Source organism: Pseudomonadota bacterium, from assembly GCA_030859565.1.
Taxonomy (GTDB): Bacteria; Pseudomonadota; Gammaproteobacteria; order JACCXJ01; family JACCXJ01; genus USCg-Taylor.
In genome coordinates this window covers 1-26,752 of the sequence record JALZJW010000023.1, presented here as the reverse complement: position 1 = coordinate 26,752, position 26,752 = coordinate 1, and the positions used below count along the sequence as shown (strand labels likewise).

The 26,752-nt window shown below is 61.3% G+C and carries 25 protein-coding genes, 1 tRNA gene and 1 pseudogene; 24 read left to right on the top strand and 3 right to left on the bottom strand.

The features are described 5' to 3' along the window. The first annotated feature begins 103 nt into the window (after positions 1 to 103). The 10 genes from M3436_05395 to M3436_05350 all read left to right on the top strand — a co-directional run bounded on the left by M3436_05395 (position 104) and on the right by M3436_05350 (position 10,690). Complete coding sequence (locus tag M3436_05395) at positions 104 to 1,213, top strand: N-acetylmuramoyl-L-alanine amidase (GenBank protein MDQ3563583.1); 1,110 nt, start codon at positions 104 to 106, stop codon at positions 1,211 to 1,213. A 110-nt stretch (positions 1,214 to 1,323) separates the two neighbouring features. Continuing rightward, complete coding sequence (gene mutL, locus M3436_05390; GenBank protein MDQ3563582.1) at positions 1,324 to 3,054, top strand: DNA mismatch repair endonuclease MutL; 1,731 nt, start codon at positions 1,324 to 1,326, stop codon at positions 3,052 to 3,054. 5 nt (positions 3,055 to 3,059) lie between these two features. Next, positions 3,060 to 4,010 carry a tRNA (adenosine(37)-N6)-dimethylallyltransferase MiaA gene (gene miaA, locus M3436_05385; GenBank protein ID MDQ3563581.1) on the top strand — a complete coding sequence of 317 codons (951 nt, stop codon included), beginning with the start codon at positions 3,060 to 3,062 and terminating at the stop codon, positions 4,008 to 4,010. Between the two features lie 280 nt (positions 4,011 to 4,290). Continuing rightward, positions 4,291 to 4,533, top strand: coding sequence for an RNA chaperone Hfq (hfq, locus tag M3436_05380; protein ID MDQ3563580.1), 243 nt, complete (start codon positions 4,291 to 4,293; stop codon positions 4,531 to 4,533). A gap of 30 nt (positions 4,534 to 4,563) precedes the next feature. Further along, entirely contained in the window at positions 4,564 to 5,877 is a 1,314-nt protein-coding gene (gene hflX / locus M3436_05375) for a GTPase HflX (GenBank protein ID MDQ3563579.1), read from the top strand. Between the two features lie 34 nt (positions 5,878 to 5,911). Beyond that, positions 5,912 to 7,051: an FtsH protease activity modulator HflK gene (gene hflK, locus M3436_05370; protein MDQ3563578.1), complete on the top strand. Its 1,140-nt coding sequence runs from the start codon at positions 5,912 to 5,914 to the stop codon at positions 7,049 to 7,051. Further along, on the top strand, positions 7,051 to 7,914 hold the full coding sequence (gene hflC / locus M3436_05365) for a protease modulator HflC (protein MDQ3563577.1): 864 nt from the start codon (positions 7,051 to 7,053) through the stop codon (positions 7,912 to 7,914). The genes hflK and hflC overlap by 1 nt, the downstream gene beginning before the upstream one ends. 80 nt (positions 7,915 to 7,994) lie before the next feature. Beyond that, positions 7,995 to 8,180 (top strand): DUF2065 domain-containing protein, encoded by a 186-nt coding sequence (locus M3436_05360; GenBank protein MDQ3563576.1) that lies wholly within the window; start codon positions 7,995 to 7,997, stop codon positions 8,178 to 8,180. Between the two features lie 4 nt (positions 8,181 to 8,184). After that, positions 8,185 to 9,375: an ATP phosphoribosyltransferase regulatory subunit gene (locus M3436_05355; protein ID MDQ3563575.1), complete on the top strand. Its 1,191-nt coding sequence runs from the start codon at positions 8,185 to 8,187 to the stop codon at positions 9,373 to 9,375. Between the two features lie 22 nt (positions 9,376 to 9,397). Next, positions 9,398 to 10,690, top strand: a complete 1,293-nt coding sequence (locus tag M3436_05350) for an adenylosuccinate synthase (protein MDQ3563574.1) — start codon at positions 9,398 to 9,400, stop codon at positions 10,688 to 10,690. A 15-nt stretch (positions 10,691 to 10,705) separates the two neighbouring features. On the opposite strand, the gene M3436_05345 is transcribed toward M3436_05350, so the two are convergent. Beyond that, positions 10,706 to 10,794: transfer RNA gene (locus M3436_05345), tRNA-Leu, on the bottom strand. Between the two features lie 40 nt (positions 10,795 to 10,834). Here M3436_05345 and rnr point away from each other — a divergent pair. The 4 genes from rnr (at position 10,835) to M3436_05325 (ending at position 15,568) form a co-directional block, all read left to right on the top strand. Then, positions 10,835 to 13,003 (top strand): ribonuclease R, encoded by a 2,169-nt coding sequence (gene rnr / locus M3436_05340; GenBank protein ID MDQ3563573.1) that lies wholly within the window; start codon positions 10,835 to 10,837, stop codon positions 13,001 to 13,003. A 30-nt stretch (positions 13,004 to 13,033) separates the two neighbouring features. Beyond that, positions 13,034 to 13,810 carry a 23S rRNA (guanosine(2251)-2'-O)-methyltransferase RlmB gene (rlmB, locus tag M3436_05335; protein MDQ3563572.1) on the top strand — a complete coding sequence of 259 codons (777 nt, stop codon included), beginning with the start codon at positions 13,034 to 13,036 and terminating at the stop codon, positions 13,808 to 13,810. A gap of 439 nt (positions 13,811 to 14,249) precedes the next feature. After that, positions 14,250 to 14,585: an RNA-binding protein gene (locus M3436_05330; GenBank protein ID MDQ3563571.1), complete on the top strand. Its 336-nt coding sequence runs from the start codon at positions 14,250 to 14,252 to the stop codon at positions 14,583 to 14,585. An 845-nt stretch (positions 14,586 to 15,430) separates the two neighbouring features. Further along, on the top strand, positions 15,431 to 15,568 hold the full coding sequence (locus M3436_05325; protein MDQ3563570.1) for a hypothetical protein: 138 nt from the start codon (positions 15,431 to 15,433) through the stop codon (positions 15,566 to 15,568). 205 nt (positions 15,569 to 15,773) lie between these two features. Here M3436_05325 and M3436_05320 read toward each other — a convergent pair whose 3' ends face one another. Continuing rightward, positions 15,774 to 15,926 (bottom strand): hypothetical protein, encoded by a 153-nt coding sequence (locus M3436_05320; GenBank protein ID MDQ3563569.1) that lies wholly within the window; start codon positions 15,924 to 15,926, stop codon positions 15,774 to 15,776. A gap of 425 nt (positions 15,927 to 16,351) precedes the next feature. On the opposite strand from M3436_05320, the gene M3436_05315 reads away from it, so the two are divergent. The 9 genes and pseudogenes from M3436_05315 to M3436_05275 all read left to right on the top strand — a co-directional run bounded on the left by M3436_05315 (position 16,352) and on the right by M3436_05275 (position 24,301). After that, complete coding sequence (locus M3436_05315; GenBank protein MDQ3563568.1) at positions 16,352 to 17,140, top strand: SDR family oxidoreductase; 789 nt, start codon at positions 16,352 to 16,354, stop codon at positions 17,138 to 17,140. Positions 17,141 to 17,145: 5 nt separating this feature from the next. Continuing rightward, positions 17,146 to 18,588 (top strand): aldehyde dehydrogenase, encoded by a 1,443-nt coding sequence (locus tag M3436_05310; GenBank protein MDQ3563567.1) that lies wholly within the window; start codon positions 17,146 to 17,148, stop codon positions 18,586 to 18,588. 47 nt (positions 18,589 to 18,635) lie between these two features. Then, the gene (locus tag M3436_05305; GenBank protein ID MDQ3563566.1) at positions 18,636 to 19,052 is read left to right on the top strand and encodes a Rid family hydrolase; all 417 of its coding nucleotides are present in this window, start codon (positions 18,636 to 18,638) and stop codon (positions 19,050 to 19,052) included. Positions 19,053 to 19,070: 18 nt separating this feature from the next. Next, on the top strand, positions 19,071 to 19,592 hold the full coding sequence (locus M3436_05300; protein ID MDQ3563565.1) for a 3-hydroxyanthranilate 3,4-dioxygenase: 522 nt from the start codon (positions 19,071 to 19,073) through the stop codon (positions 19,590 to 19,592). Positions 19,593 to 19,720: 128 nt separating this feature from the next. Further along, positions 19,721 to 20,731, top strand: a complete 1,011-nt coding sequence (locus M3436_05295; protein MDQ3563564.1) for an amidohydrolase — start codon at positions 19,721 to 19,723, stop codon at positions 20,729 to 20,731. Continuing rightward, the gene (locus M3436_05290) at positions 20,731 to 21,552 is read left to right on the top strand and encodes a cyclase family protein (GenBank protein ID MDQ3563563.1); all 822 of its coding nucleotides are present in this window, start codon (positions 20,731 to 20,733) and stop codon (positions 21,550 to 21,552) included. Before M3436_05295 ends, M3436_05290 begins: the two co-directional genes overlap by 1 nt. 568 nt (positions 21,553 to 22,120) lie before the next feature. Continuing rightward, positions 22,121 to 22,459, top strand: coding sequence for a hypothetical protein (locus tag M3436_05285; protein MDQ3563562.1), 339 nt, complete (start codon positions 22,121 to 22,123; stop codon positions 22,457 to 22,459). Between the two features lie 32 nt (positions 22,460 to 22,491). Continuing rightward, positions 22,492 to 23,117 (top strand): annotated as a pseudogene (locus M3436_05280) (nucleotidyltransferase domain-containing protein). 131 nt (positions 23,118 to 23,248) lie between these two features. Continuing rightward, a complete protein-coding gene (locus M3436_05275) occupies positions 23,249 to 24,301 on the top strand; it encodes a PA0069 family radical SAM protein (protein ID MDQ3563561.1) in 1,053 nt (350 codons plus the stop codon). Between the two features lie 32 nt (positions 24,302 to 24,333). Here the strand turns inward: M3436_05275 and M3436_05270 are convergent, their stop codons facing one another. Further along, positions 24,334 to 25,665, bottom strand: a complete 1,332-nt coding sequence (locus tag M3436_05270) for a TolC family outer membrane protein (GenBank protein ID MDQ3563560.1) — start codon at positions 25,663 to 25,665, stop codon at positions 24,334 to 24,336. A 145-nt stretch (positions 25,666 to 25,810) separates the two neighbouring features. On the opposite strand from M3436_05270, the gene M3436_05265 reads away from it, so the two are divergent. After that, a partial coding sequence (locus tag M3436_05265) for an exodeoxyribonuclease V subunit gamma (protein MDQ3563559.1) occupies positions 25,811 to 26,752 on the top strand: 942 nt, incomplete at its 3' end.

The window sequence follows — 26,752 nt, the reverse complement described above, 5'->3', positions numbered from 1 at the left end:
AACTACCAATAAACCGGCGTCGCTCCCAATGCCACGTGGCCTATTTGCACTTCTCTTAAGCATTGCCGTCCCCTGCCACGCGGCCAGTATCAGCGGCCCACGCATGTGGGCGGCCCCCGATAATACGCGGGTGGTCTTCGATTTAAGCGCTCCGGTGAACTACCACCTTTTTACGCTGACCCATCCGCACCGCGTGGTGCTAGACATCGAAGGCGGGCGCTTCGTGAAACCCCCGCCGCCGTCGGATCCGGCGGATCGCTTCTTGAAATCGATTCGATACGCCGCGCACGGACGGAAACTGCGCTTGGTGTTGGACCTTAAGCAACGAACCGAGGTTAAGGGATTCGCGCTTGCCCCCCAGCGGCCCTACGGCCACCGGTTGGTCGTGGACCTCCTGGGCCGCGAGGCGGTGGCGCCGCAGGGGGCCCCGCTGACTTTCGAACCGCCGCGCTTAAGGAATGTCGTGATCGCCATCGATGCCGGTCACGGGGGCGAAGATCCGGGGGCGATAGGGAAGCGGGGTGCGCGCGAAAAGCAGGTGGTCTTGGCCATTGCCCGCAAGCTTGCCCACCGGGTCAACGCTGAACGCGGAATGCGCGCGGTGCTCATTCGCGATGGGGATTATTTCATAAGCCTTCGGAATCGCATTAAGCGCGCGCGCCAGCATAAGGCCGACCTATTTGTGTCGATCCACGCCGATGCGTTTCGCGATCCGCAGGCTAGCGGCTCGTCGGTCTATGTGCTTTCCAGGCACGGCGCCAGCAGCGAAGCGGCGCGCTGGCTCGCGGAGCGGGAGAACGCCTCCGATCTGGTCGGCGGGGTCAGTCTCGACGGCAAGGACGATCTCTTGCGGCAGGTGTTGCTCGATCTATCCCAGACCGCGGCCATCGACGCCAGCGTGAACGTCGGCGGCCGCGTTCTACAACGCCTGAATCGGCTTGGCAAGATACACCATCAGGGCGTTCAGCGGGCGGGCTTCGCCGTCTTGAAATCGCCCGATATCCCCTCCATTTTGGTGGAGACGGCCTTCATTACCAACTCGCTAGAAGAACGCAAACTCACGGATCCCCGCCATCAAGGGGCCCTGGCCGCAGCCATCTTGGATGGCATCCGGGCGTATTTCCTGGAGGCGGCTCCGCCCGGGACGCTGCTCGCCATGCACAAGGACACACTGAGCGACGCGAGCGCATCGACCCCGCGCGCCCTGCGTTAGCGCGATCAAGTCCGCGCGGCAGGCATAGCCGCATCAAAAACGGCGAACGCTAGCGCACGTACACGCGACACGCATCCCCGTATGGCGGGGCTTCACCTATACTATCGGCTATGCCGATCGCGCCTGGCCGGATTCGTTTATTGGCGGATGATCTCATCAATCAGATCGCCGCCGGGGAGATCATCGAGCGTCCCGCGTCGGTGGTCAAAGAGCTCATCGAAAATAGCCTCGACGCAGGGGCGAAGCGCATCGAGGTTGAGATCGAGGGCGGCGGAATATGCCTTATCCGGGTGCGTGACGACGGTTGCGGGATAGCACCCGAGGATCTCGCGCTCGCGCTCCGCCGCCATGCGACGAGCAAGCTCCAGCGTGCGGAAGATCTCTATGCGATTACCAGCCTCGGATTTCGCGGCGAGGCCTTGCCGAGTATCGGGACCGTCTCCAGGCTGACGCTGGCCTCGCGTACCGCGGGTTCGGACATTGGCTGGGCCCTCGAGATGGAAGGCGCCGCGCGCCCTTCGGATCCTCGTCCGATGGCCCATCCGCCCGGGACTTCGGTTACCGTGCGCGATCTCATGTTCAACACCCCTGCGCGGCGAAAATTCCTACGCCGCGAGCGCACCGAATTCCTGCACGTACACGAGTTGCTGAAGCGCATCGCTATAAGCCGCTACGCCGTGGCTTTTCGCCTGCTCAATAACGGCCGCGCCGTGCTCAATCTTCGCTCGACAGAACCACAAAGCGAGTCTCGGGTGCAAGACTTAGCGGGCGATCGTTTTATGGGGCGTGCGGCTTCCTTCGATCTGACAAGCGACGGGATCCGCGCCTGGGGTTGGGCGGCGCTCCCGCAAGCGGGAGATCCGAGTATTCAATACCTTTATGTGAACGGTCGAATCGTGCGTGATCGCATGGTTATCCATGCCATCCGCCGGGCGTATGAAGATACGCAGCCGTCCGGCGCGGAGCCGGCCTTTATCGTTTTCTTGGAGATGGAAGCGGGCGCGGTCGATGTCAATGTTCATCCCGCCAAGTACGAGGTCCGGTTTGGTCAATCTCGGCTAATCCATGACTTTGTCTATAGCGCAATGAAGCACGCTCTTACGGGTACAGCGAGCGAGCGGTCTCGCCTAAGTGAGAGCGCGGCGCATAGGCTCGCGCCGTTGCCTTGCACTCAGGTTAACCAGGCGCGTCCCACCTATGTGCAGGCTCAAAGTCCAGAGGCCGGCCCGGATTTTCTCGGCGCGCCGCTCGGACGCGCCATTGCACTCTTGGGTAGCCGCTATCTGCTTGCGGAAAATGCGCTGGGCTTGGTGGTCGTCGATGCCGAAGGCGCGCTGCGGCGCTTGATTGCCTCGCGCTTCCGATCGGCGCGCCCGGGCCACCCGGTTTGCTCCCAACCTTTGCTGATCCCGCAACCGGTCAGCGTGTCGCCCGCCGAGGCCGAGCGGGTCCTCGATCACACGGCCTTATTGGAGCGCTTGGGGTTGGAGGTTGATCGCGGAGGCCCCCGTACGATCATCGTGCGGCGCATCCCCGCGCTTTTACGCGGCTGCGACGGCGAGCGGTTGATCCGGGATATCGCGGGGATCCTGGCTAAGCCAGATGATCCCGAAGCGGCCCTAGAATGGGCGCTTTGCGACACGCTGGCGGCGCATGGCGCAACCCTGGCGCTCGCTTCGAGAACCCTCGGCCACTGGGACGGCTGGCTTCGTGAGATCGAGAGTCTGGGCCTGGGGCACCCCGGCGCGGCGCGCGGTCTGTGGCGGCAACTGACCGGTGAGGAATTGTCATCCTTGATTGCAGGCGGGCTGCGTCAACCCGGCAAACATCCGCTCGAGTAAGCGGGATGCCGGCGCCGCCCGCGATTTTTCTCATGGGCCCCACGGGTGTGGGAAAGACTACGCTGGCCGTCGATCTGGCCGCCGCGCTTCCATGCCGGTTAATCAGCGTCGATTCGGGAATGATCTACCGCGGTATGGACATCGGAACCGCAAAGCCCAGCCCGGAAGTTCTGGCCCGCGCACCGCATAGCCTCATCGATATCCGTGACCCCGGGGAAACTTATTCGGCGGCGGAGTTTCGTGCCGACGCGCTGCGCGAGCTGGACACGGTCTTTAAGGCGGGGCAGGTGCCCTTGCTGGTCGGAGGAACCGGTCTTTATTTTCGGGCGCTCGACGAGGGGATCTCGGCGCTCCCGAGCGCCGATACGGAGGTGCGCGCACGGATCGCCGCAGAGGCGTCCAAGCAAGGCTGGGGCGCTTTGCATGAGCAACTTGCGAAACTCGACCCGCGCGCCGCCGCGCGCATACACCCGCATGACGTGCAGCGCATTCAACGGGCTCTGGAAGTGTGCGAGGTGTCCGGCAAGACCATCACCGAGCTGCTACGGAACGATACACGGCAGCCGCTGCCATACCGGGCGCTCAAGCTGGTTGTGGCGCCCGGGGATCGAATGGTTTTGCACCGGCGTTTGCGGATCCGTTTCCAGCACATGCTAGATCACGGTCTCATCGATGAAGTCGAGGGCCTCTATTCGCGGGGGGATCTCACCGCGGCGTTACCGTCGATGCGGTCGGTGGGCTACCGCCAGGTGTGGCAATTCCTGGAGGGACAGTTTGACTATGAGACGATGATCGAGCGCGCCGTCACCGCGACGCGGCAGCTCGCAAAACGCCAATTGACGTGGTTGCGCGCGGAGCGATCCGCTCGCTGGTTCACGAGCGATGATCCCCGTCTGGGCCACAGCGTCGTGAACTTTCTCGGCCAGCACGCCGCCGCGGGATCATGCCCGCCCTAGGTGCGGACAGGGGGCGATCACACCGGCCGCGAGCACCGGAAATCAAGCGATCAGTCATTACATAACTTAACAATAATCTGTCGATGAAAATTAAGAATGCGCATTAAGTAGGGGCGCACGGAATTTCTCGTTGCTTGCGTAATCAGATAGACTACATCTTCGGAGGGTCCTGCGCGCGAGCGGAGCATTGGGAAGACGCGAGGTAGTACGGCGTTTTACTCGCGGGAAGGAAAAGCGTGATTTAAAGGATACGAATAAATTGAAGCAGGAGGGGTAGATAATGAGTAAAGGCCAGTCATTACAAGAGCCGTTCCTCAATACGTTGCGTAAAGAACATGTTCCTGTGTCCATCTATCTGGTCAATGGCATCAAACTCCAGGGGCAGATCGAGTCGTTCGATCAGTTTGTCGTGTTGCTGAAAAATTCCGTCAGCCAGATGGTATATAAACACGCTATCTCCACGATCGTACCGTCGAAACCGGTGCGGTTGCCGCGCGAGGACGAAGAGTCGCCGGAAGAATAACCAGTCCTTTACAGGTTTGTACCAACCCCGTTGTTCGAACGCCCCGGCAAAGGCGAGCGTGCGGTCCTAGTCCACTACACTGGTGGAACCCGCCGAGAGGACGAGACGCTAGACGAATTTAGAGATCTTGTTACCTCTGCAGGGGCTGCGTGCGCGGGCATCGTCTTGGTGGCGCGGGACGCCCCCAATGCGAAATATCTTCTCGCCGCCGGTAAGGCCGAGGAGTTGCGCGTCCTCGTCGCGGACACCTGCGCGGAGGTCGTAATCGTAAACCGCGCAGTGAGCGCCGCCCAAGAGCGTAATCTAGAACGCCTCTTGGGCTGCCGGGTCGTCGATCGTACCGATCTCATCCTCGATATCTTCGCCCAGCGCGCGCGCACCTTTGAGGGCAAGCTGCAAGTTGAACTGGCGCAACTTCAGCACCTCTCGACACGCCTGGTCCGGGGATGGAGTCACTTGGAACGCCAGCGCGGCGGAATCGGGCTGCGCGGACCCGGCGAAACCCAATTAGAATCCGATCGGCGCTGGGTGCGGCAGCGCATTAAGCGGCTTACCCGCCAGCTTGAGGAGATACGCCATCAACGCGAGTTGCAAGGCCGGGCGCGCCGCAAGGCCGCCGTGCCGACCGTACTCTTGGTCGGATACACCAATGCCGGTAAATCGACCTTATTTAACCGCCTGACCGGTGCTTCGGTTTACGCCGCGGATATCCTGTTCGCCACCTTGGATCCGACCTTGCGGCGCTTAGAGGCGCCCTTAGCCGGCACGGTGGTTCTCGGGGACAGCGTCGGTTTCATCAAAGACCTCCCGCATGAACTGGTGGCGGCGTTTCGCGCCACCTTGGAAGAGCTGCGGCACGCGGACTTGCTCATCCATGTGATCGATGCCAGTCTGCCTACCGTGCTCAGAGATGAACAGAGGCGGCAGGTAGCGCGGATCATAGGCGATCTCCATGCGGACACCGTGCCCCAGATCGAGGCATTCAACAAGATTGATCGCTGCCAGGCCGAGAGCGGCGCTTCCGCGCGTCGGCGCGAAGGCGATGGATCGATGCGGCGTGTGTGGATCTCCGCCGTCACCGGGGAAGGTCTGGGTACCCTCAAGCAAGCCATCGGCGAGCACTTAGCCGGGGACTGTTTGCGCGGATGGCTGCAACTGCCGGTTGCGGCGGCAAGACTGCGCGCGCGGCTCTATGCCGAAGGCGTTGTCCGCGGCGAACACGACGCACGCGAGCAGGGATGGCTGCTTGACATCGCAATGAGCCGGCGGCGCTTTGAAACCCTCTGTTGCGAGGATGGTGAGCCGGCGACGATAACTTGCGGCGGCATGCCGAGGCCCGTATGATACCCATCCACATGAGCGCGCGGAGTGACTAACGATGGCCTGGAATGAGCCGGGGGGCGGTAAGGACCGCGACCCGTGGGGTAATCGCAGACGCGAGGGCGGCCCGCCCGATCTCGATGAGGTGATCCGTAAGCTGCAAGCAAAGCTCAAAGGGCTATTCGGTGGCGGCACCGGGGGCGGAGGCGGTCCGGCCGGCGGCGCGCCGGCTCGGGGCACCTGGGCCGGCATTGCGCTTATCCTTGTGATCATCCTGGCTTGGAATATGACGTATGTGGTCAAGGCGCAGGAACAAGCCATCGTGCTTCGCTTTGGCGCTTATGTCGCGAGCCTGGCCCCGGGCTTGAGTGTCCGCTGGCCGAGACCCATCGAGCGTGTCGAGCTCGTCAATGTCGAGCAGACCCGTTCGATAGCTCACCACGCGTCGATTCTCACCAAAGATGAGAATATTATCGATGTCGAGTTTACGGTTTTTTACCGCGTGAAGGACGTAGAGGATTACGCGTTTAACGTCATCGGTCCCGATCGCACGGTCGAGCAGGCGACGGAGAGCACGATACGCTCGGTTATCGGCAAGAATAACATGGATTTCGTGCTCACCGCGGGACGCGGCGAGATAGCACACCAAATACAAGTCGGGATCCAAAGTCTACTGGATACTTATCAGGCGGGGATGATAGTCGCCAGCGTCAACATGCAAGCGGCGAAACCCCCCGAGGAGGTCAAGAGCGCCTTTGACGACGCTATCAAAGCACGCGAGGATGAACAACGTCAGATCAACGAAGCCGAGACCTATCGTAATGACATCATCCCCAAGGCGCGCGGCAGCGCAGCCCGCGCGTTGGCGGATTCGCACGCCTATAAGTCGAAGGTGATCGCCGAGGCCGAAGGCGACGCCAGCCGCTTCGTACAGCTCTTGGTGGAATACGATAAAGCGCCCCAGATCACCCGGGAGCGCTTATATCTCGACGCCATGGAATCGGTGCTCGCGAATGCGCCGAAGGTGTTATTGGATACCGAAGGCGGTAATAACCTCGTCTATTTACCGCTCGATAAACTATTCGAGCATCGAGCGCATTTAAATCCTCCCGCTGTGGTGACGGAATCGGGCGCGCTCCCGGAGCCCGAGCCTTTGGTCTCCGAACGGGATGAGCGGCGGATCCGCAGGACACGTTAATGCTTGGCGCTAAGATTATAGTATCGCTGGTACTGATCGCGATTATAGGTTGGTTCTCGCTTTTCACCGTGGACCAGCGGGAGTATGCGATTCTTTTCAGGTTCCAGGAAATACAGCGTTCGGATTACGAGCCCGGATTGCATTTCATGATCCCGGTGGTGAATACGGTGCTTAAATTCCCGAAGCGTTTGATGTATCTAGAATCGGAGCCGTTGCGGTTCCTTACCAAGGAGAAAAAAGACGTCATCGTCGATTCGTTCGTTAAGTGGAAGATCGAAGACGTGGAAACCTTCTATAAACGCACCCGGGGTGATGAGACCATCGCTCGCGAGCTCTTGTTTCAGCAAATAAACGATAGTCTGCGCGGGGAGTTCGGTAAGCGCACCGTGCAAGAAGTCGTGGCCGGTCATCGCGGCGACGTCACCAAAATCGTTACCGCAACCGTGCGCGAGAAGGGGTTTGGGCTCGGCGTGAGGGTGGTGGATGTGCGCACGAAGCGCATCAACCTTCCCGAAGAAGTGAGCAGCGCCGTGTATGACCGCATGCGCGCCGAGCGCCAGCGGGCCGCGCGCCAGCTTCGCTCCGAAGGGGCCGAGGCGGCGGAGCGCATTCGCGCCGCCGCGGACCGTGATCGCACGGTGATCTTGGCGGAGGCTTACCGCGAAGCGGAACAGACCCGCGGTGAGGGAGACGCTAAATCCGCCGAGACTTACGCCGGCGGCTATGGACGCAACGAAGAGTTTTATTCGTTTTACCGTAGCCTCAACGCCTACAAGAAAAGCTTCGGCAAGAACCAGGATATTTTATTGCTCGATCCGACGTCGGATTTCTTCAATTATTTTAAGAGCCCGGCAAGCCCATAAGCGCCGCTTTCGCCGTCCCCCTCCCGTGTCCCGCATCGGCGCCGGACCGTCCCGGGAGCTAAGGCACGGTTAACGCTGTGATGTGGCAAGAATTCGCGGTTGCCTTTGGCCTGATGCTGGTCCTCGAAGGCATCGCCCCTTTTTTGAACCCCGGCGCCTTTCGGCGCTTCATGGTGCAAGCGGCTCGCTTAGACGATGCGGCGCTACGCTTCGCGGGGCTGACCTGCATGCTGCTCGGCGTCTTGCTCCTTGTCGGGGTTCATTGATCCCATGGTGCTAGAGGACCGCTGGCTCCTGCCCGAGGGCGTAGATGAGGCATTACCTCCCCAAGCCGAGCACCTCGAGGCGTTACGCCGCAGGATCCTCGATCTCTTCCATAGCTGGGGTTACGACTTGGTCATTCCCCCGCTCATCGAATATTTGGAATCCCTGTTGACGGGGGCGGGGCATGATCTGGACCTCCAGACCTTTAAGCTTACCGATCAACTGACCGGCCGGCTCATGGGCGTGCGGGCCGACATGACCCCGCAGGTCGCGCGTATCGACGCCCATCGCTTGCGACGCGATGCGCCTACGCGCTTGTGCTATCTCGGACCCGTGCTGCATACCTTGCCGGATTCCTTCGCGGGATCACGTAATCCCTTTCAGATAGGAGCGGAGCTATATGGGCATCGCGGCTTAGAAAGCGATGTCGAGGTGATGTGCCTTATGCTCGACACCCTGACCGCGGCGGGCTTCGATTCGGTGCTCTTGGATCTTGGCCACATGGCCATTTTTCGCGGTCTCTCGCGGCAGGCCGCGCTTGATCGCGATCAGGAAAGCACCTTATTTGATGCCTTACAGCGCAAGGCTTGTCCGGAGATCAACCGTTATTTAAATGATTGGAGCATCGCCCCGCGGGCCGCCGGGTGGATGGCCGCGCTCCCCGCGCTTAACGGCGAGGAATCGATCTTGGCGCAGGCCCAAGAGGTCTTCGCCGGCGCCAGCCAGAGCGTCATCGAGGCGCTTGCCGAATTGCGGGAAATCGCGCGTCTCCTCGCAGCGCGCGCGCCCGCCGTCGAGCTGCATTTTGACCTCGCGGAACTGCGCGGTTATCACTACCATACCGGCGTGATGTTCGCGGCCTATGTCCCGGGTCAGGGCCAAGCCCTCGCGAAGGGTGGCAGGTACGACGATATCGGCCGCATCTTCGGCAGGGCGCGGCCGGCGACCGGCTTTAGCACCGATCTGAAACTGCTGGTTGGCTCGGGTGCCGCTGCCGGGGGGGCGCAAGACGCGGTGTTCGCGCCCTGGTCGGAAGATGTCCGCTTGGCCGCGGCCGTCGCGGAGCTAAGGCGAGGCGGCCGGCGCGTGGTCTACGCCTTGCCCGGCCAAGCCGGGGGCGCTCCTGAAGTGGGATGTAACAAAATGTTAAACTGTATAAACGGTCAGTGGCAGGTGACCGATGTCCCACAAGAGTAGGAAATAGCGGACTTTAGTCGTCATGGGGAAAAGGCTCGTAGTCATCGGCACGCAATGGGGCGATGAGGGCAAGGGCAAAATCGTCGATCTCCTCACCGAGCGCGTCGCTGCCGTCGCGCGCTTCCAGGGCGGTCATAACGCGGGGCACACCGTCGTCATCGGCGGGACCAAGACCATCTTGCACTTGATTCCATCAGGCATATTGCGTCCCGATGTCCAGTGCCTCATCGGTAACGGCGTGGTTGTCTCGCCCCAAGCGCTGCTCGAAGAGATCGCCCTGCTCGAGCAGGTGGGTATCGCGGCGCGCGCGCGTCTGAAAGTCAGCGAAGCGTGTCCCCTCATCCTTCCCTATCACGTCGAGCTCGACATCGCGCGCGAGAAAGCCCGGGGCAATGCGGCGCTCGGAACCACGGGACGGGGCATCGGGCCGGCCTATGAAGACAAAGTCGCGCGCCGCGCCGTGCGGATGGGGGACCTACGCCACCGCGAGCGGTTTGCGGTCAAGCTCGGGGAAGTTCTCGATTTTCATAATTTCGTACTCAAGCATTATTATCAATGCAAGCCGCTCGATTTCCAGGCGCTCCTCGATGAGCATCTGGGCTATGCCGAGGAGCTTATCCCGCTCACGGCCGATGTCACGGGGCTGCTGAACGATTATCAGCGCCGTGATGAAAACGTATTATTCGAAGGGGCGCAGGGTACGCTCCTCGACATCGACCACGGCACCTATCCCTACGTGACCTCTTCCAATACCACGGCCGGCGGTGCGGCCACGGGGACGGGCGTGGGTCCGCGCTGTTTCGATTACGTGCTCGGTATTACTAAAGCCTATACGACGCGCGTCGGGTCCGGCCCGTTTCCGACCGAGCTCGCCGATGAGATGGGCGAGTATCTAGCGCGCCGAGGCCACGAGTTCGGCGCCACTACCGGGCGCCGCCGCCGTTGCGGGTGGTTTGACGCCGTACCGCTGCGCCGATCGTGTCAGATCAACAGCATCTCCGGGCTATGTATCACCAAGCTCGATGTTCTCGACCGCTTAGACACGATTCGGGTGTGCGTGGGCTACAACTATGAAGGCGGGCTGCGGTCGACGCCGCCGACCGGCGCGGAGGCTTTCGCGCACTGCGAGCCCGTCTACGAGGATCTACCCGGCTGGCACGCATCGACGGAAGGGATCACCTCTTATTCCGAGCTGCCCGATTATGCTAAGGCTTATCTAGAGCGCTTAGCCGCGCTTACCGAGACCCCCATCGATATGATCTCGACCGGACCGGAGCGCTCGGCGACCATCGTGCTAAAAAAGTTGTTGGATTGATTTGCTAAAGAACCATGGTGCCGAGGAGAGGACTTGAACCTCCACGGGGGTTACCCCCCACAAGGACCTGAACCTTGCGCGTCTGCCAATTTCGCCACCTCGGCGAGGGAGTCGGCAATCTACCGAAGCCACAATGGGTAGTCAATGAGAAAGCAACGCATCGAAGATCCCCACGCGGAACGAGAGGCCGAGCGCTATGAAAAGCCGATCCCGAGCCGCGAGCTCATTTTACATTACCTCGGCGATTGCAGCGGGCCGAGGACGCATAAGCAGATCGCGCGCGATCTCGAGGTCGTCACGCCGGAGGGATTGCAGGCCCTGGCGCGGCGGCTCAAGGCTATGGAACGCGAAGGGCAAGTGATTCTCAACCGCCGGGAAGCCTACGGTCCGGTGGCCAAGTTGGACCTGCTGCCGGGGCGGGTGACGGCTCATCCCGATGGCTACGGCTTTCTGGTGCGCGAAGATGGCGGCGAAGACGTGTTCCTCTCCGGCCGGCAAATGCGCAGCTTGCTCCATGGCGATCGCGCCGTGGTACGCGTGGTCGCCAAGGATCGCCGCGGCCGCACCGAGGGCGCGCTCGTCGAAGTTTTGGAACGGGCCAACCAGCGCTTGGTCGGCCGCTTCTTCAGCGAGGGAGGCGTGGCTTTCGTCGCCCCCGACAATAAACGCTTCCATCAAGATATCTTGATCCCCGGCGATGCCGCGGCGGGCGCCCAGCACGGTCAGATCGTCATGGTCGATATCGTGCGGCAACCCGACTGGCGGCGTCAGCCAATCGGCCGGGTGAGCGATATTCTGGGCAATCACATGGCGCCCGGGATGGAGATCGACATCGCCATCCGCGCCTACGATCTGCCGCATACCTGGCCCGAGACAGTGCTCGCCGAGACGGCCGGTCTCGGCAAGGCGGTGCGCGCGCGGGACCGGGCCGGCCGGGCGGACTTGCGATCGCTGCCGCTGGTCACGATCGATGGAGAGGACGCGCGCGATTTCGATGATGCCGTCTATTGCGAGCGTACCGCGCACGGCTGGCGCCTGCTGGTCGCGATCGCCGATGTGTCGCACTACGTTGCACCAGGCTCGGCGCTCGATCTCGAGGCTCATCTTCGGGGCACGTCGGTTTATTTCCCCGACCGGGTGATCCCGATGTTGCCCGAGGCGCTGTCGAACGGTCTCTGCTCCCTTAATCCGGAGGTTGATCGTTTGTGCCTGGTATGCGAAATCGACGTCGGGGCGCGCGGGAGTGTTCAGTCCTATCAATTTCGCAAAGCGCTCATGCGCTCGGCCGCGCGTTTGACCTATCACGAGGTCAATGTCATCGCGGTCGAGCGTCGACGCGCGTCGCGAAATCGCTATCGAGCGTTGACACCGCATCTCGATGAGCTTTACGCACTCTACCGTCAGCTCCGCCGCCGGCGCGACGCACGCGGTGCTATCGATTTCGAATCCACGGAAACCAAGATCGTTTTCGACGCCGCGCGAAAAATAGAGCGCATTGTCCCCACGGTTCGTAACGATGCTCACCGCCTCATCGAAGAATGCATGATTGCCGCCAACGTCGCTGCGGCGGAGTTCCTCGCAGAGCGCGGGCTGCCGTGCCTGTACCGCATCCACGAACCGCCGGCGCGCGAAAAGCTCGATGATCTGCGCACCTTTCTCGGTGAGCTCGGGCTCAGCCTCGGTGGCGGAGCGCAACCCGAACCGCGCGATTACGCGGCGCTCCTCGCGGAAACCGCGGGGCGGCAGGATGCGCATTTGATTCAAACGCTGATGCTGAGGAGCTTGCGGCTGGCGGTTTATAGCCCGGTGAACGCCGGTCATTTCGGCCTCGCCCACAGCGCCTACACGCATTTTACCTCCCCCATCCGGCGCTATCCGGACCTCTTGGTTCACCGCGCGATTCACCACCTGCTGGCGAAAAAACCGGACACGGAGTTCCGTTATGGGGCAGAGCAGTTCAGAAGCCTCGGAGACCATTGCAGCCTGACCGAAAGGCGTGCCGACGAGGCGACGCGCGACGCGGTGGCGTGGCTCAAGTGTGAGTTCATGCAAGATAAGATCGGCGAAGTATACTCGGGCATTATCACGGCGGTGACCGGTTTCGGCTTCTTCGTGGAACTCAAGGACATCTACGTGGAAGGCTTGGTGCACGTCACCTCTTTAAAGAACGATTACTACCATCATGATCCGGTGCGTCATGAGCTTCGGGGCGAGCACGGTAAACGCAGTTACCGGATCGCGACGGAAGTATCGGTGCGCGTCGTACGCGTGGACCTCGATGGCCGGCGTATCGACTTCGATCTCGTGCCATGAAACGGGTATAACGCAAGCCGGGCGCCTAGCATGTCCAAACGAGGAGCGCGGGATGGGGCCGGGCGGGACCCCATCGTCTGCGGGATCCACGCGGTGCGCCGAGTCTTGGCGGACGCACCCGAGCACGCGCTCGAGCTATGGATCGAAGCCGGGCCGCCGAATCCGCGCCTGCGAGATCTCCTGGAACTCGCGGCCCAACAGGGGCTCGCCGTGCAGCGAGCGGCCTCGCGAACGCTCGATCGGCTAGCGGCAGGCGTTCGGCATCAGGGGGCGGTGTTACGCTGCCGTCATCCGCGGGCGCCGGGTGCGCGGGACCTAAAAACGTTGCTGGCCGAAGGCACGGCGCCGCCGCTACTGCTGGTGCTCGATGGGGTCCAAGATCCGCACAACCTGGGCGCGTGCCTGCGCACTGCCGATAGCGCCGGTGCCCATGCCGTGATCGTGCCGCTCCACCGGGCGGTGGGACTGACAGCGGCGGTGCAAAAGGTCGCCAGCGGAGCGGCGGCAACGGTGCCCTTGATTCAGGCCGGAAACCTCGCGGCAGCGCTCGCCGAGATGAAAGAGTTAGGCCTGCAGGTCATCGGGACGGCCGGGGAGGCCAGTGACAGCCTATTCGGTTTGGATTTGCGCGGACCGACGGCCTTGGTGGTCGGGGGGGAAGAAAAAGGCCTCCGGCGCTTAACCCGAGAGCGCTGCGATCGCCTCGTACACATTCCCATGGCCGGCGCGATCGAGAGCCTGAATGTTTCCGTCGCCGCCGGGATCTGCCTCTACGAAGCCGTTCGCCAGAGAACGGGGCTGCTATAATGCGTCCACCGAAGCGTCGCTCGGACCTGATCGAGAAGGTGCGGTGGGGTAGGCATCGTAGTGAAATTTAATTCGACTGGCCAAACTGAGGTCTATCACCCGATGACGAATCGGCAAGCTGTTTGAGGTACAATGAGATTGATGATTAAACTTCTCCTTTGGTCAAAAAACGCGTGGCACTTTCCGGAGGAGGGAAGTGCTTCTTCCACTCGAGAGCGCTCGACTCTACTGAACCGGAGCTTGTTGATGTGGAAGACCTTTAACGAACACATCCAGCGGCAGCAAAAAAACGGCGCTCCTCGTCTCTGCTTTTCGCTGCCGCTGATGTGATGCGATAGGCACTCAAAGCGTCATTGCAATCGCATCACAGAACTTATTCCGTCTGAGCCAGCCCATAGGGGGCGTGGTACCGCATGACGGTTTTCTGAGGAGTTACTGTATGGGAATGAAGTTATACGTTGGCAACATGGGTTACGGCATCCGCAGCAGTGATCTGGAACGGCTGTTCTCGGCTCATGGTACTGTACGTTCCGCCGAGGTGATCACGGATCGCAGCACCGGGCAGTCCAAAGGGTTCGGCTTTGTTGAGATGGGCAGCGACCAGGAAGCGAAGGCGGCCATCGCCGCCCTCAACGCTACGCAGATGGACGGCCGGACCGTAACGGTCAATGAGGCCCGCCCCAAGGAAGGCGGTGGTGGCCGTGGCCCGGGTGGCTACGGCGGAGGTGGGGGCGACAAACGCGGTGGCTATGGAGGCGGAGGACGCCGGTACTAGCAAGCGCCGATTCGCCGACAGTTCCTTTGGCGTAAGGGCCAGCGGTTTAGGTGTCCCACGAACAAAACCGTTGTATCAGGCAGTTCGTGTAGGGCAGAACCGTGAAGCGGGTTGCGCCGGAAGAATTCTGTGTAGACGATTATCACAGTCATGTAGCCTAATGGGGTTGAGCGCCACGAATCCCGGGGAAAATGGACTTCATTCCCCGGGTTCGCCGATGTGCGGCTAACCCAGGCTCATATAAGAGGAACTATCGAAGTTTCACTCGATCTCAAAGAGCAATCGACGACGATTAGCTCTAGAAAGGAGAGACCGAGGGAAACCGGGCTAACCCCGCAATCGACCGGAGCGTCCAACCTCTGTGCTGTTGGTTTCCCGTCGCCCTTCACGCTCCGGCGCCCGGTCATTGCGAACGTTATCGCACATTTCCGCACGGAGCCGGTTCTGGCTATAGATCTGGCCAGAATGCGATTTGAGATCGTCCTGGCCCCGGAAGCCAGAGGATCGCAAAAGGCTAAAGGCGAACGTCTGGGCGGCGGTAAAGGAGGCCCTCGAAACGCACTTACGGCACGAACCCACCCAAGACCAGCCGCAGCCGAGTTAAGCGGTTGCACGGGCTCGCCCGACCGCAGTACCGGCTCAGGGTCGAGGAGGTGCGTGTGTTTTACGATGTTGCAGGCTCGACCGTTGAGGTATTGGCGATCGTGCCCAAGCCGGAGGCAACCCATGGCTCGCTCAGTTCGGAAGTCCCAAGTGAAGGAAGTCCCTCTGTCCGAGGTCAAGAACGACCTGACTCGCTTTTTGCATGAAGCCGAGACATCACGCGCCACGGCAAACCGGCCGGGGTGCTCATCGGTTTTGCGACGGAGGACGACTGGTTTGATTACCGGCTTGAGAACGACCCGCGGTTCTTGCAGCGGATCGAGCAAGCACGCCAAAGCCTGCGCGCCGGCCGAGGCGTCAAATTGCGAGACGTGAAGTGATAGCGCACTTTAACCGCGCGGTCGAAAGCGACGCGCGGCAAGAGCGGCCGCGCGCGCTTCACGACGAGCGTTGGCCAGAGCTGAAGTCCGCGTGCAGTGCCAGGGAACACTCTTCGGCTGAACTGCAGGGGAACCAGCAGGAGCGCCATCTAATGATCGTATCGTGATAGACATGGCGACGCTGGAGATCGCCGGACAGTTGCTCCTAACCGAGCCGCGTGGCCGTGAGAACCAGGATCAGCCCGAGCGGTGGACGAATGCGGTTTTCCACGGAGCGGAACCAAGTCGAGAGTGTGTAACGCGTGAGCCGCTTCGCTACGCTATCTCCGCCGTATCGAAACGATTCGTCGATCGGCACCGAAGAAGGCGCGCGGTTACGAGTGCCGGCATGACACCACCGGCGCCGGTTTCGACGGGTACGACTTCAGTCACAGCAACGGCAGTCATTAACATATCTCCTGGGTTATAAATAAAGCTACGACGCGCCCCGATCGCGGCTTCGCGTAGTCACTCGCTCCGAGGTCTCCATGCCCGCCAATCTTACATCCGAGTACAAAGCCGCGGAGGTCGCGTTTCGGCAAGCCCGTGATCCACGGTAGCGCCTGGAATGGTTGCGAGAGATGCTGTGCACCATCCCCGAGCACAAGGGCACCGACCATCTGCAGGCTGACATCTACCCTGTGAGCGGATCCCGTACATTCCCTGTACGGAATGACGGTATATAATAATTGCGAGGACTTGACCTTGCCGGATCGATGAGCGCATTACGAGCTTTTTTGGCCCATGAACATTCTACTGACAGACAAACGAGCGCTCGTCTGCGGAAGCAGCAAAGGGATTGGCAATGCCATCGCGATCGAGTTGTCCCGTCTCGGGGCCAGCGTGACCCTCTTGGCGCGTGATCCCGAGCGGCTCAATGAGGTGAAAGCCGCGCTCGGCGCCGGTCAGAATCAGCACCATCATGTGCTGGTCGCGGATTTCAACCGGCCCGATGAGGTGAAAGCGGTGCTCGCAGGCTACCTATCTCAAACCGATCCCGTACATATTCTGGTGAATAATAGCGGCGGGCCTCCACCCGGCGCGGCCTATCAAACGGCGCCCGAGGCTTACCTCGCCGCATTTTCTCAGCACCTGCTGTGTAATCAAATCCTGGTGCAAGCGCTGCTGGAAGGCATGAAAGCCGCCGGCTATGGCCGCATCATTAATATCATCTCGACCTCGGTGAAACAACCGATTCCCGGTCTTGGAGTCTCCAACACCGTGCGCGGCGCGGTCGCTAGTTGGGCCAAGACTCTGGCCGGCGAGCTCGGTCCTTTCGGGATCACCGTCAATAATGTCTTGCCGGGTTCGACGCGGACCGGCCGTCTGAAGGCGATCCTGGAAACGAAAGCGCGCGAGCGCAACCAAGCGCCGGCCGAGATCGAGGCGGCGGAAATAGCGTCGATCCCGCTCCGGCGTTTCGCCGAACCGCACGAGATCGCCTCGGCGGTCGCGTTTCTGTGCTCGCCGGCCGCCGCTTACATTACCGGGATCAACCTGCCGGTCGACGGCGGCCGCACTCAGAGCTTGTGATGACGATGGAGCGCATCGCCGATTACATCGACGGCCGGCTCGAAGCGCCCCGCTCCGGCCGTTATATCGATAACATCGAACCCGCCACCGGGCAGGTCTACTCCCTGACCCCGGATTCCGATGCGGCCGATCTCGAACAGGCGATGACGGCTGCCGATCGCGCGTTTCCCGAGTGGTCGGCCTTGTCCGCCGAGGAACGCGCCCGGCTCTTGCTCGGCATCGCCGACCGTATCGAGGCGCAGACGGAGCCGCTCGCCCGGGCCGAGAGCATCGACACCGGCAAGCCGATCAGCCTGGCCAGGCAAGTTGATATTCCCCGCGCCGTAGCGAATATGCGGTTCTTCGCCCATGCCATCACCCAGTTTGCGAGTGAAGCCCACAGCATGGGCCCGCTCGCCATCAACTACACGCTACGGCAAGCTTTGGGCGTGGTGGCTTGCATCTCGCCCTGGAACCTGCCGCTTTATCTTTTGACCTGGAAGATCGCGCCGGCTCTCGCGAGCGGCAACTGTGTCATCGCTAAGCCGTCGGAAGTCACGCCAATGACAGCGTATTTGCTCGCGCGGATCTGTATCGACGCGGGCTTGCCGAGAGGCGTCTTGAATATCCTTCACGGCGCGGGCGCGCGCATCGGCCGCGCGCTAGTCGCGCACCCCAGGATCAAGGCGATTGCATTTACCGGCGGGACGCGGACCGGGGCGGAGATCGCGGGCATCGCGGCGCCCCAGTTCAAAAAACTCTCACTCGAGCTCGGGGGCAAGAACCCGACCTTGGTATTCGCCGATTGCGACTGGGATGCGACGCTCGCGACCACGGTGCGCGCCGCGTTCTTTAACCAGGGGCAGGTGTGTTTGTGCGGCTCGCGCATCTTCGTGGAGCGGCCGATCTATGAACGCTTCCGGAGCGATTTCCTGGCCCGGGTCGAAGCCTTGCAACCGGGCGATCCGCTCGATGAGAAGACTCAGCAAGGCGCACTCGTGTCCGAGTTGCACCTGCACAAGGTGCTTTCCGCGATAGAGCTCGGCCAGCAGGAAGGCGGCACGATCCTCGCCGGCGGTCACCGCGTGACGGTGCCGGGACGCTGCGCAGAGGGTTATTTCGTCAAGCCGACGGTATTCGAAGATTTGCCCTTTGATTGCCGCACCAATCAGGAGGAGATCTTCGGCCCGGTGGCCACCTTGATTCCGTTCGCGAGCGAAGCGCAAGTGCTAGAATACGCGAACAGCACCGAGTATGGTTTGGTGGCAACGGTTTGGAGCCGCGATGTGCAGCGCTGCCACCGCGTCGCCCAGCAGCTTGAGGCCGGCGTGGTGTGGATCAATACCTGGCTCGTGCGAGATCTGCGCACCCCTTTCGGCGGGATGAAACACTCCGGCGTCGGCCGTGAAGGGGGCGTGGAGGCCTTGCGCTTTTTTACCGAGGCCAAGAACGTGTGCATCAAGCTGTAAACGCCTCATCCCTTCGCGAGATCTAGGGGAGAAACTATATGCCGGAAATGCCTCATACCATCGTCTCGCGAAACGCCCCCGAGCCGGTTGGACCCTATCCTCATGCACGCCGCGTGGGAAGTCTGCTATTCCTCTCTGGCATCGGCCCTCGCCGGCGCGGGAACCCGGCCATCCCCGGCGTCACGCTCGATGCCAACGGAAATATCGTTGACTACGACATCGAGATCCAATGCCGTGCGGTGCTCGAGAATATCAGAACCGTGCTCGACGAGGCCGGCTCAAGCTGGGATCGCCTGGTCGATGTCACGGTGTTTCTGACCGATCTCAAACGTGATTTTGAGACCTATAATCGAGTGTACGCGCAGTATTTCACCGGCCACGGGCCTTGCCGCACTACCGTTGAGGTGAGCCGCCTGCCGACCCCGATCGCCATCGAGTTGAAATGCATCGCGACCATTGATTAGCTCTGCCGGAGACGCGCCATGCAACGACTTTCACCCCCGATTAATTTCCAGCGCTGGATCGACGCGCACCGCGAGATCTTTAAGCCTCCGGTTTGCAACAAGCAGGTGTTCGAGGAAGGCGGCTTCATCGTCATGGCCGTCGGCGGCCCCAATAACCGCAAGGACTACCACGTCGATGAAGGGCCGGAGTTCTTCTACCAGCTTGAGGGCGACATGCTGCTCAAAACCATCCAAGACGGCATGGTGGTCGATATCTGCATTCGCCAAGGCGATATCTTTCTGCTGCCGCCCAAGGTTCCCCATTCTCCGCAACGCTACGCCAACACCGTCGGCCTCGTCATCGAGCGTAAGCGCCTCCCCCACGAGCAAGACGGACTGCAGTGGTATTGCGACAACTGCCATGCGCTCCTATACGAAGAGTTCTTTCAGCTACGCAACATCGAAAAAGACTTCCCGCCCGTCTTCGAGCGCTTTTTTTCGAGCTACGAACACAGGACCTGCGCGCATTGCGGCGCGGTGATGGCGGCGCCCGGAAGGTGAAAATATTTCGCCTGGGGGCCCATGTATCCCGCAGGCGACCAAGGGGAGAGTTGCACTGCTCCCCTTTGGAAACCCCAATGCTAAGGTTCCCGCCGCAAGCGGCGGGTAACTAATGAGTGAACCGGTCCATGCTCAAGATCGACATCCATACGCATATCTTGCCTCCGCGTTGGCCCGATCTTAAAGAGCGCTACGGTTACGGAGGTTTTATACGGCTTGAGCATGCGCGTTGCGGGCATGCGCGCATGCTGAGGGACGGCGAAGTCTTTCGCGAGATCGGGGAGAATTGCTGGGACCCGGAGGCGCGGCTGCGCGAGTGCCAGGTCAGCGCGGTGGATGTGCAGGTGCTGTCCACGGTACCGGTGATGTTCAGTTACTGGGCGAAACCGGAGCATACCCTTGATCTTTGCCGCCTTCTCAACGATCACATCGCCGGTGTGGTCGCAGCCCACCCTAAGCGCTTCGTGGGCCTCGGGAGCGTGCCGCTGCAGGATCCCGACCTTGCCATCGAGGAGATGGAACGATGTGTCCGCGATCTGGGGCTGGCCGGGATCGGGATCGGTTCGCATGTCAATACTTGGAACCTGGATGATGCCTACCTGTTTCCAGTCTTCGAGGCGGCGCAAGCGCTCGGGGCCGCCGTGTTCGTGCATCCTTGGGATATGCTGGGTGCAGAGCGCATGCCCAAGTATTGGCTTCCCTGGCTGGTGGGCATGCCGGCCGAAACCTCGCTCGCGATCTGCTCCATGATCTTCGGCGGTGTCCTGGAAAGATTACCAGGCTTACGCGTGGCTTTCGCCCACGGCGGGGGCGCCTTTCCCGCGACCATTGGCCGCATCGAGCACGGCTACAAGGTGCGGCCCGATCTCTTTGCCGTGGACAATCCGCATAATCCCCGCGCCTACTTGTCCCGCATCTACCTGGATTCGCTGGTTCATGATCCGCGCATGTTGCGCTACTTGATCGACCTCATGGGAGCCGAGCGCATCGCACTGGGATCGGACTATCCGTTCCCGCTCGGCGAGGCCGAACCGGGAAAGCTCATCGATTCGGCCGGATTGGATGAACAGACGAACGCGCGTCTGCTGCACGGCACAGCACTCGAATGGCTCGATCTCGCCAAGGACAGGTTCGGTTGATGGACATGGGCATCACGCTGAGCGGCCAACGCTATAGGGTCAAACTCGATAGCCCGATCAGCCTCGCGATTCCGCTCGCTTTCGGCGGCGCGCAGCCGAGCTTCTTCGGCGCGCCTCGGGCGAGCGCGGCGCCGCTCGCAATCGGGGGCTTCGTGGGTGACACCACCCGGGGCGGGAGTTGCAACGTCGCCGAGTTGCGGCTCGTACCCCATTGCAACGGCACCCATACTGAATCGGTGGGCCATATCGTGCGTGAAGCGATGCCGATCGCCGTGTGTTTGACGCGAACGCTCATTCCGGCCCGCGTCATCACCGTCACTCCCTGTGCAGCCGATGCGACCCAAGATCGATATACACCCGCCACAGAGAGCGATGACTGGCTCATCACCCGCGACGCATTGGAATTCGCGCTGCGCGATCTCGAGAGCGATCAGATCGAAGCATTGGCCGTGCGTACCCTGCCCAACGATGAATCGAAAAAAAACCGGGGCTACGGGGACTCGTGCCGGCCGCCGTTTTTCTCCCTCGAGGCCATGCACACTCTCATCGACCGCGGCATCGAGCATGTGCTCGTAGACATTCCCTCACTCGACAAGATGCATGACAATGGGCGCTTGACCAATCATCACTTATTCTGGAACGTCCCCGCAGAGCGTCATGCGCTGACGGCTGACACCAAGATTTCCAAGACAATCACCGAGATGATCTTCGTACCCAACGAGGTACGCGACGGATGTTACCTGCTCGACCTCCAGGTACCCGCGTTTATGAGCGATGCCGCGCCGTCCAGGCCGGTGATCTATCCCTTGGAACCGGCATGAGGGTGGAAATCCACGCCCTTAATGAGGAGAAGGACATCGATCCAGCCCCGGCAAGAAAGCTCACCGAGCACGGCGGCTACTGCGGCGGAAGGAGGGGCTGAACGGACGCGGAAGAAGCTGCGAAGCCCTGGCCGGCGGGCACTATCCAACATCCAAGGGTGGGTGAGCCGCGCTGTTTGCGGCGTAACCCACCAACCCCTCGGCCGCAGGCCGACACATAAAAAAGTAAGGTGACATAGTGTAGTCGCCGTGTCTTGGTGCATCGGCATGCTTGCGCGGGCGCCCGCGCTACCGCTGTCCGGCACGCTTGTCCAGCACGAAACAAGATCTGACCCTACGTTTTTGCGAACCTGATAGATAGCTTACTTTCGAACCGTACAGTTGCATGACACGAAGAGGGCCTGTGGCCGACATATTCATCAGCTATGCACGCGAGGACATCGAGCGGATCAAGCTTCCCGCTTTCGGCCTAGCTTCTCAGGGCCGGTCGGTATTTTGGGACCGGACGATTCCTCCCGGGAAAACCTGGCGTAACTGAATCGGTAAGGCCTTAGCTGAGGCACGCTGTGTGGTCGTTGCCTGGTCCGAGGCGTCGATTCACTCCGAATGGGTTTATGAGGAAGCGGAGGAGGGCAAAGAACGCAATATACTGGTCCCCGTCTTTCTCGGAAATGTCCGTCCTCCAATGGGTTTCCGGGCGACACAAGGCGCTACCCTGGTTGATTGGAACGGCGGGCTAGACGATCAAAGCTTCCAGCAACTCGCTAACGCCGTGGCCGATATCCTGGGCCCCGTCGAAACCGCACCTGAAAATAGCCTACAAAATATCTCGCCGCAGCCGGTCGTAAGTACACCTCCGGTCGTCTCTCCCAGAGGGAGACGGGATAAAGAGTGCGAGCCGGCTTGAACCTACCCAAAGTGGGCATTAACATGCCCAATATGGGCACGAAAGCGAACACCCGGATTTCAAGGTTCAACAGCGCACCAGTCTGGCCGATGCGCTATTTTCGACCATCCAGCAGCGGGTGCTGGCGTATTTGTTCGGCTAGCCGGAGCGCAGTTTCTTCGCCACCGAGATGATCAAGCTCGCCGGCGGCGGCTCCGGCGCGGTGCAGCGCGAGCTGGCGCGGCTGGCCGACAGCGGCTTGGTGACGGTCACGCCCGTAGGCACCCAGAAGCACTATCAGGCCAATCCGAAGTCACCGATCTTTTCCGAGCTTTGCGCCATCGCGCAAAAGACCGTGGGGCTGGCCGGGCCGTTGCGGGAGGCGCTCGCGCCGTTGGCGGAGGGAATCACGGCTGCCTTCGTGTTCGGCTCGGTAGCCAAGCACAGCGATACCGCCGCCAGCGACATTGACGTGCTCGTGCTCTCCGACAGCGTTGACTATGCGGATGTGTTTCCCGTGTTGCAATCGGCGGAAGCGAAGCTCGGGCGCACGGTGAATCCAACGGTCTACTCCCTGGCGAACTGGCGCAAGAAACGGAAGGAAGGCGATGCCTTTGTGGTGAAAGTGGCCGCGCAACCCAAGGTGTTCCTCATGGGTACGGAGGAAGACCTTGCCTGAGCAATCCAGGGAACTCGCGAATCTCACCCGCATCGGCAAGATTCTCGATAAGATAAGTCGTTACGTGCGTTAGGAGGGATTAGTCTTGGATTGCAGGCCCGGAGGCGGATGGTGACCCGCGAGCGGCTGGCGTGAAGGGCAGGGGCGCGCAAGCGAATGCGCCTATTCGGTTCTTCACGGAGACCCGCGAAGCCTTCGATGACGGATGGACGGGCGACGATGCGGTCTCTCCGCCGTTGCGGACCACCGTAACCGAAGAGCAGGCGCGCTCGATCATCTCATATAACCAATCTCCGGACGTGCCGTTCGAGCGCTCGATCAATCCATATCGCGGCTGCGAACATGGCTGCATCTACTGTTACGCGCGGCCGACGCATGCTTATCTCGATCTCTCGCCGGGGCTTGACTTCGAGAGCCGCTTGTTCGCAAAACCGAATGCCGCGGCGCTGTTGAGAAACGAATTGGCCAAGCCCGGCTACGTGTGCCGCCAGATCGCGCTTGGCACCAACACGGATCCCTATCAACCGATCGAACGCAGCTTCGGGATCACCCGGCAGATCATCGAGGTTTTGTGGGAGTCCCGCCATCCCCTGAGCATCGTGACCAAGTCGTCGTTGGTCGAGCGCGATCTCGACCTGCTGGCCCCGATGGCACGCGAGAACCTGGCCGAGGCGTATATTTCGATAACGACGCTGGATCGGGCCTTGGCGCGCCGCATGGAACCACGCGCCGGCGCACCGCAACGGCGCCTGGATACCGTCAAGCGCTTAAGCGCTGCCGGGATCCCGGCAGGGATCCTGTTTGCCCCGGTGATCCCGGCGCTGAACGATGCGGAAATGGAATCGATACTCGAAGCGGCCTCGAACGCCGGTGCGCGCTATGCCGGTTACGTCTTATTGCGTTTGCCGCGTGAGGTTAAGAATTTGTTCGAGGAGTGGCTGCAGGTCCACGAACCGCTGAAGGCCGCGCGCATCATGAACCGCGTGCGCGATATGCGCGGCGGTCAGGAGAACGATCCCCATTTCGGCACGCGCATGCGAGGCACAGGGATTTTCGCTGAAGTCATTCGCAACCGTTTCGACCTCGCCTGCAAGCGCCACGGGCTCACGCGCTCGGCGCGCGCATTGGATACCTCAAAATTTAATCCTCCGGGTGCGCTCGGTCCGCAGCTGACCCTGTTCTGATATGCGGTCAACATCGCGCGCGTGATCGCGGGCTAGGGCCCTAACCAGGCGCTGATCTTGGCGAGATCGGCTGCCGCTAAGGTACTGGAGGCGCGTTTGAGGCGCAAGGTGTCCAATAGATAATCGTAGCGCGCGCGGGAATAATCGCGGCGCGCCCGAAACAATTCGCGTTGTGCGGCAACGACATCCACCGTGGTCCGGGTGCCGACCTCGAAGCCCGCTTCGGTCGCCTCCACGAGGGTTTCATTGGAAACTACCGCTTGTTTAAGCGCATTGACGCCGCTGATTCCGGCCACGACGCCCAGGTAGGCGTCACGGGCCTGGCGTTGCACGGCGCGTTTTTGCCGTTCGACTTCCTCCAGCGCCTGAGTATAGCGGTGTTCGGCCTCGTGGGTGCGCGAGACGACGATTCCCCCTTCGAAGATCGGTACATTTAGCTCGACCCCAATCGCACTCGACTCGATATCGACATTCCCGAAGCGGCCGCCGGTCACCGCCGGTCCGTGGAAACCGACGATGTCTACGGTGGGCAGGTGCCCCGCCTGTTGGCGGCGGATCTCCTCATGCGCGGTCTGAGAGGCGAAATTCGCTGCGCTGATACGGAGGTTTTGCGCCAGGGCCTTCGCGGTCCATTGCTCGATGTCGGCGGGATCGGGAAGGATCAGCGGGATCTCTTTGGTTAAGGCATCGAGTTTCTGGTGGTAGGCGCCGGTGATTTCCCGCAAGGCATCATGGGCATTGTCAACCTGATTGAGCGCCAGGATTTCCTGCGCCACGGCCAGATCGTATCCGGCCTGGGCTTCCTGGACGTCGGTGATTGCGATGATCCCGACCTCGAAACGAAGTTTGGTCTGGTCCAATTGCCGTTGGAGGGCATTCTTTGCCGCACGGCTGAATACGAGCTCGTCTTGGGCGGCAAGCACATCAAAATAGCGCTCGCTCACCCGAACCCCAAGATCCTGGCGGGTTGCATCGACCTCGGCCGCGGCTTGCTGAATGCGGGTGCCGGCTTGACGCAATTGCACCCATCGATCATACCGAAACACGGGTTGGGTGAGACTGAGCGTGTACGCTTCGCCCGTGAACTGGAATTTCCCGGCGCCAAAATCGTCCGAGCCCGGCTCGGGGGTGACATCTTGAAAGTTCCGTGCGACCTCGGTCCTGAAGCGGAGCGAGGGCAGCAACTGGGCGCGCGCTTGCGGGTATTGCTCCAGCGTGGCTTGGCGGGAGGCTATAATTCCCAGCAACTCGGGATCTTTGGTCTCGGCGAGCTGGTACACATCGACGAGATTGTCGGCGGCCGCCAGCGGGCTCATGATGAGCGAAAAACCAGCCAGCACGAACGTAAGCCGGTTGATAGTCACGGACTTATTATTTCTTTCTAATGCAAATTGTCAATGTCGCCGGCCGGCGGTGCTTGCTTGCGGTGCAAGGCAGTCTCGTAGTTTCCCCAAAGGCGAGCGAGCATAAGGCAATACGATTAAGTCCCTATGAATCTTTATAACCTGCATGCTGCATTTCGTACAGAGTAATTGCCTGGAAGCCCTCGCAACGGAGCTCGCGGAGGTTCTCCGCACGCCGTTACCAGACGCTTTGATGTCCGATACGATTGTGGTTCAGCATCCCGGTATTGCGCAGTGGCTGTCGTTGCGGCTCGCATCGACGCTCGGGATTTCCGCCAACTTCCGTTTCCCGCTTCCCGCGCAGTTTATCTGGAATGTCTTTCGCGCCGTGTTGCCGGGGGTCCCGGAAGCGCCTCATCCGTTCGAGGGCGACCTGCTCACCTGGCGTCTGCTCGCGCTCCTGCAAGACCTCGAGCCAGCGGACCATTGGGCGGAGCTCCGCCGTTATATCGATCACCAGGGCGAGCGTGAGGCCTATGAGCTTGCCGGGCGCATCGCGCTCACCTTCGAGCGCTATCTGATGTACCGGCCGCGGTGGATCCGGGCCTGGGAGGGGGGCGAAGACCGGCACTGGCAAGCTCAACTCTGGCGCCGCCTGGCGCCCGTGGGCGCGAGACATTGGCTGCATATTCGGGATGAATTCATGGCCTTGCCCTTGAGGCGGCCGCTGGACGCATCGGTCTTGGCGCCACGCGTTTGCTTGTTTGGGTTGCGGACGCTCTCCCCGGCGTATTTCGAGGTCATGGCGCGGCTCGCGGCCGCGATCGACGTCCACTTTTTTTACCTCAATCCCTGCCGGCAATATTTTGGGGATGTCGTATCCTCCCTGAAAAGAGGCACGGGCGGGGTGGACGCGGGCAACGCCTTGATCGCGTCGCTGGCGCGCCAAGGGCGGGATGTGATCGATACGGTGCTCGCCTATGACCCGATCGATCAGGAGGTGTTCCTGGAACCACGCCCGGCGACGACCCTGGGCCGGATCCAGGCGGATCTCCTCGATCTCATCGACCGCGGTGCGCCGGGCGCGGCCGAGGCCGTCCCGCTCCCC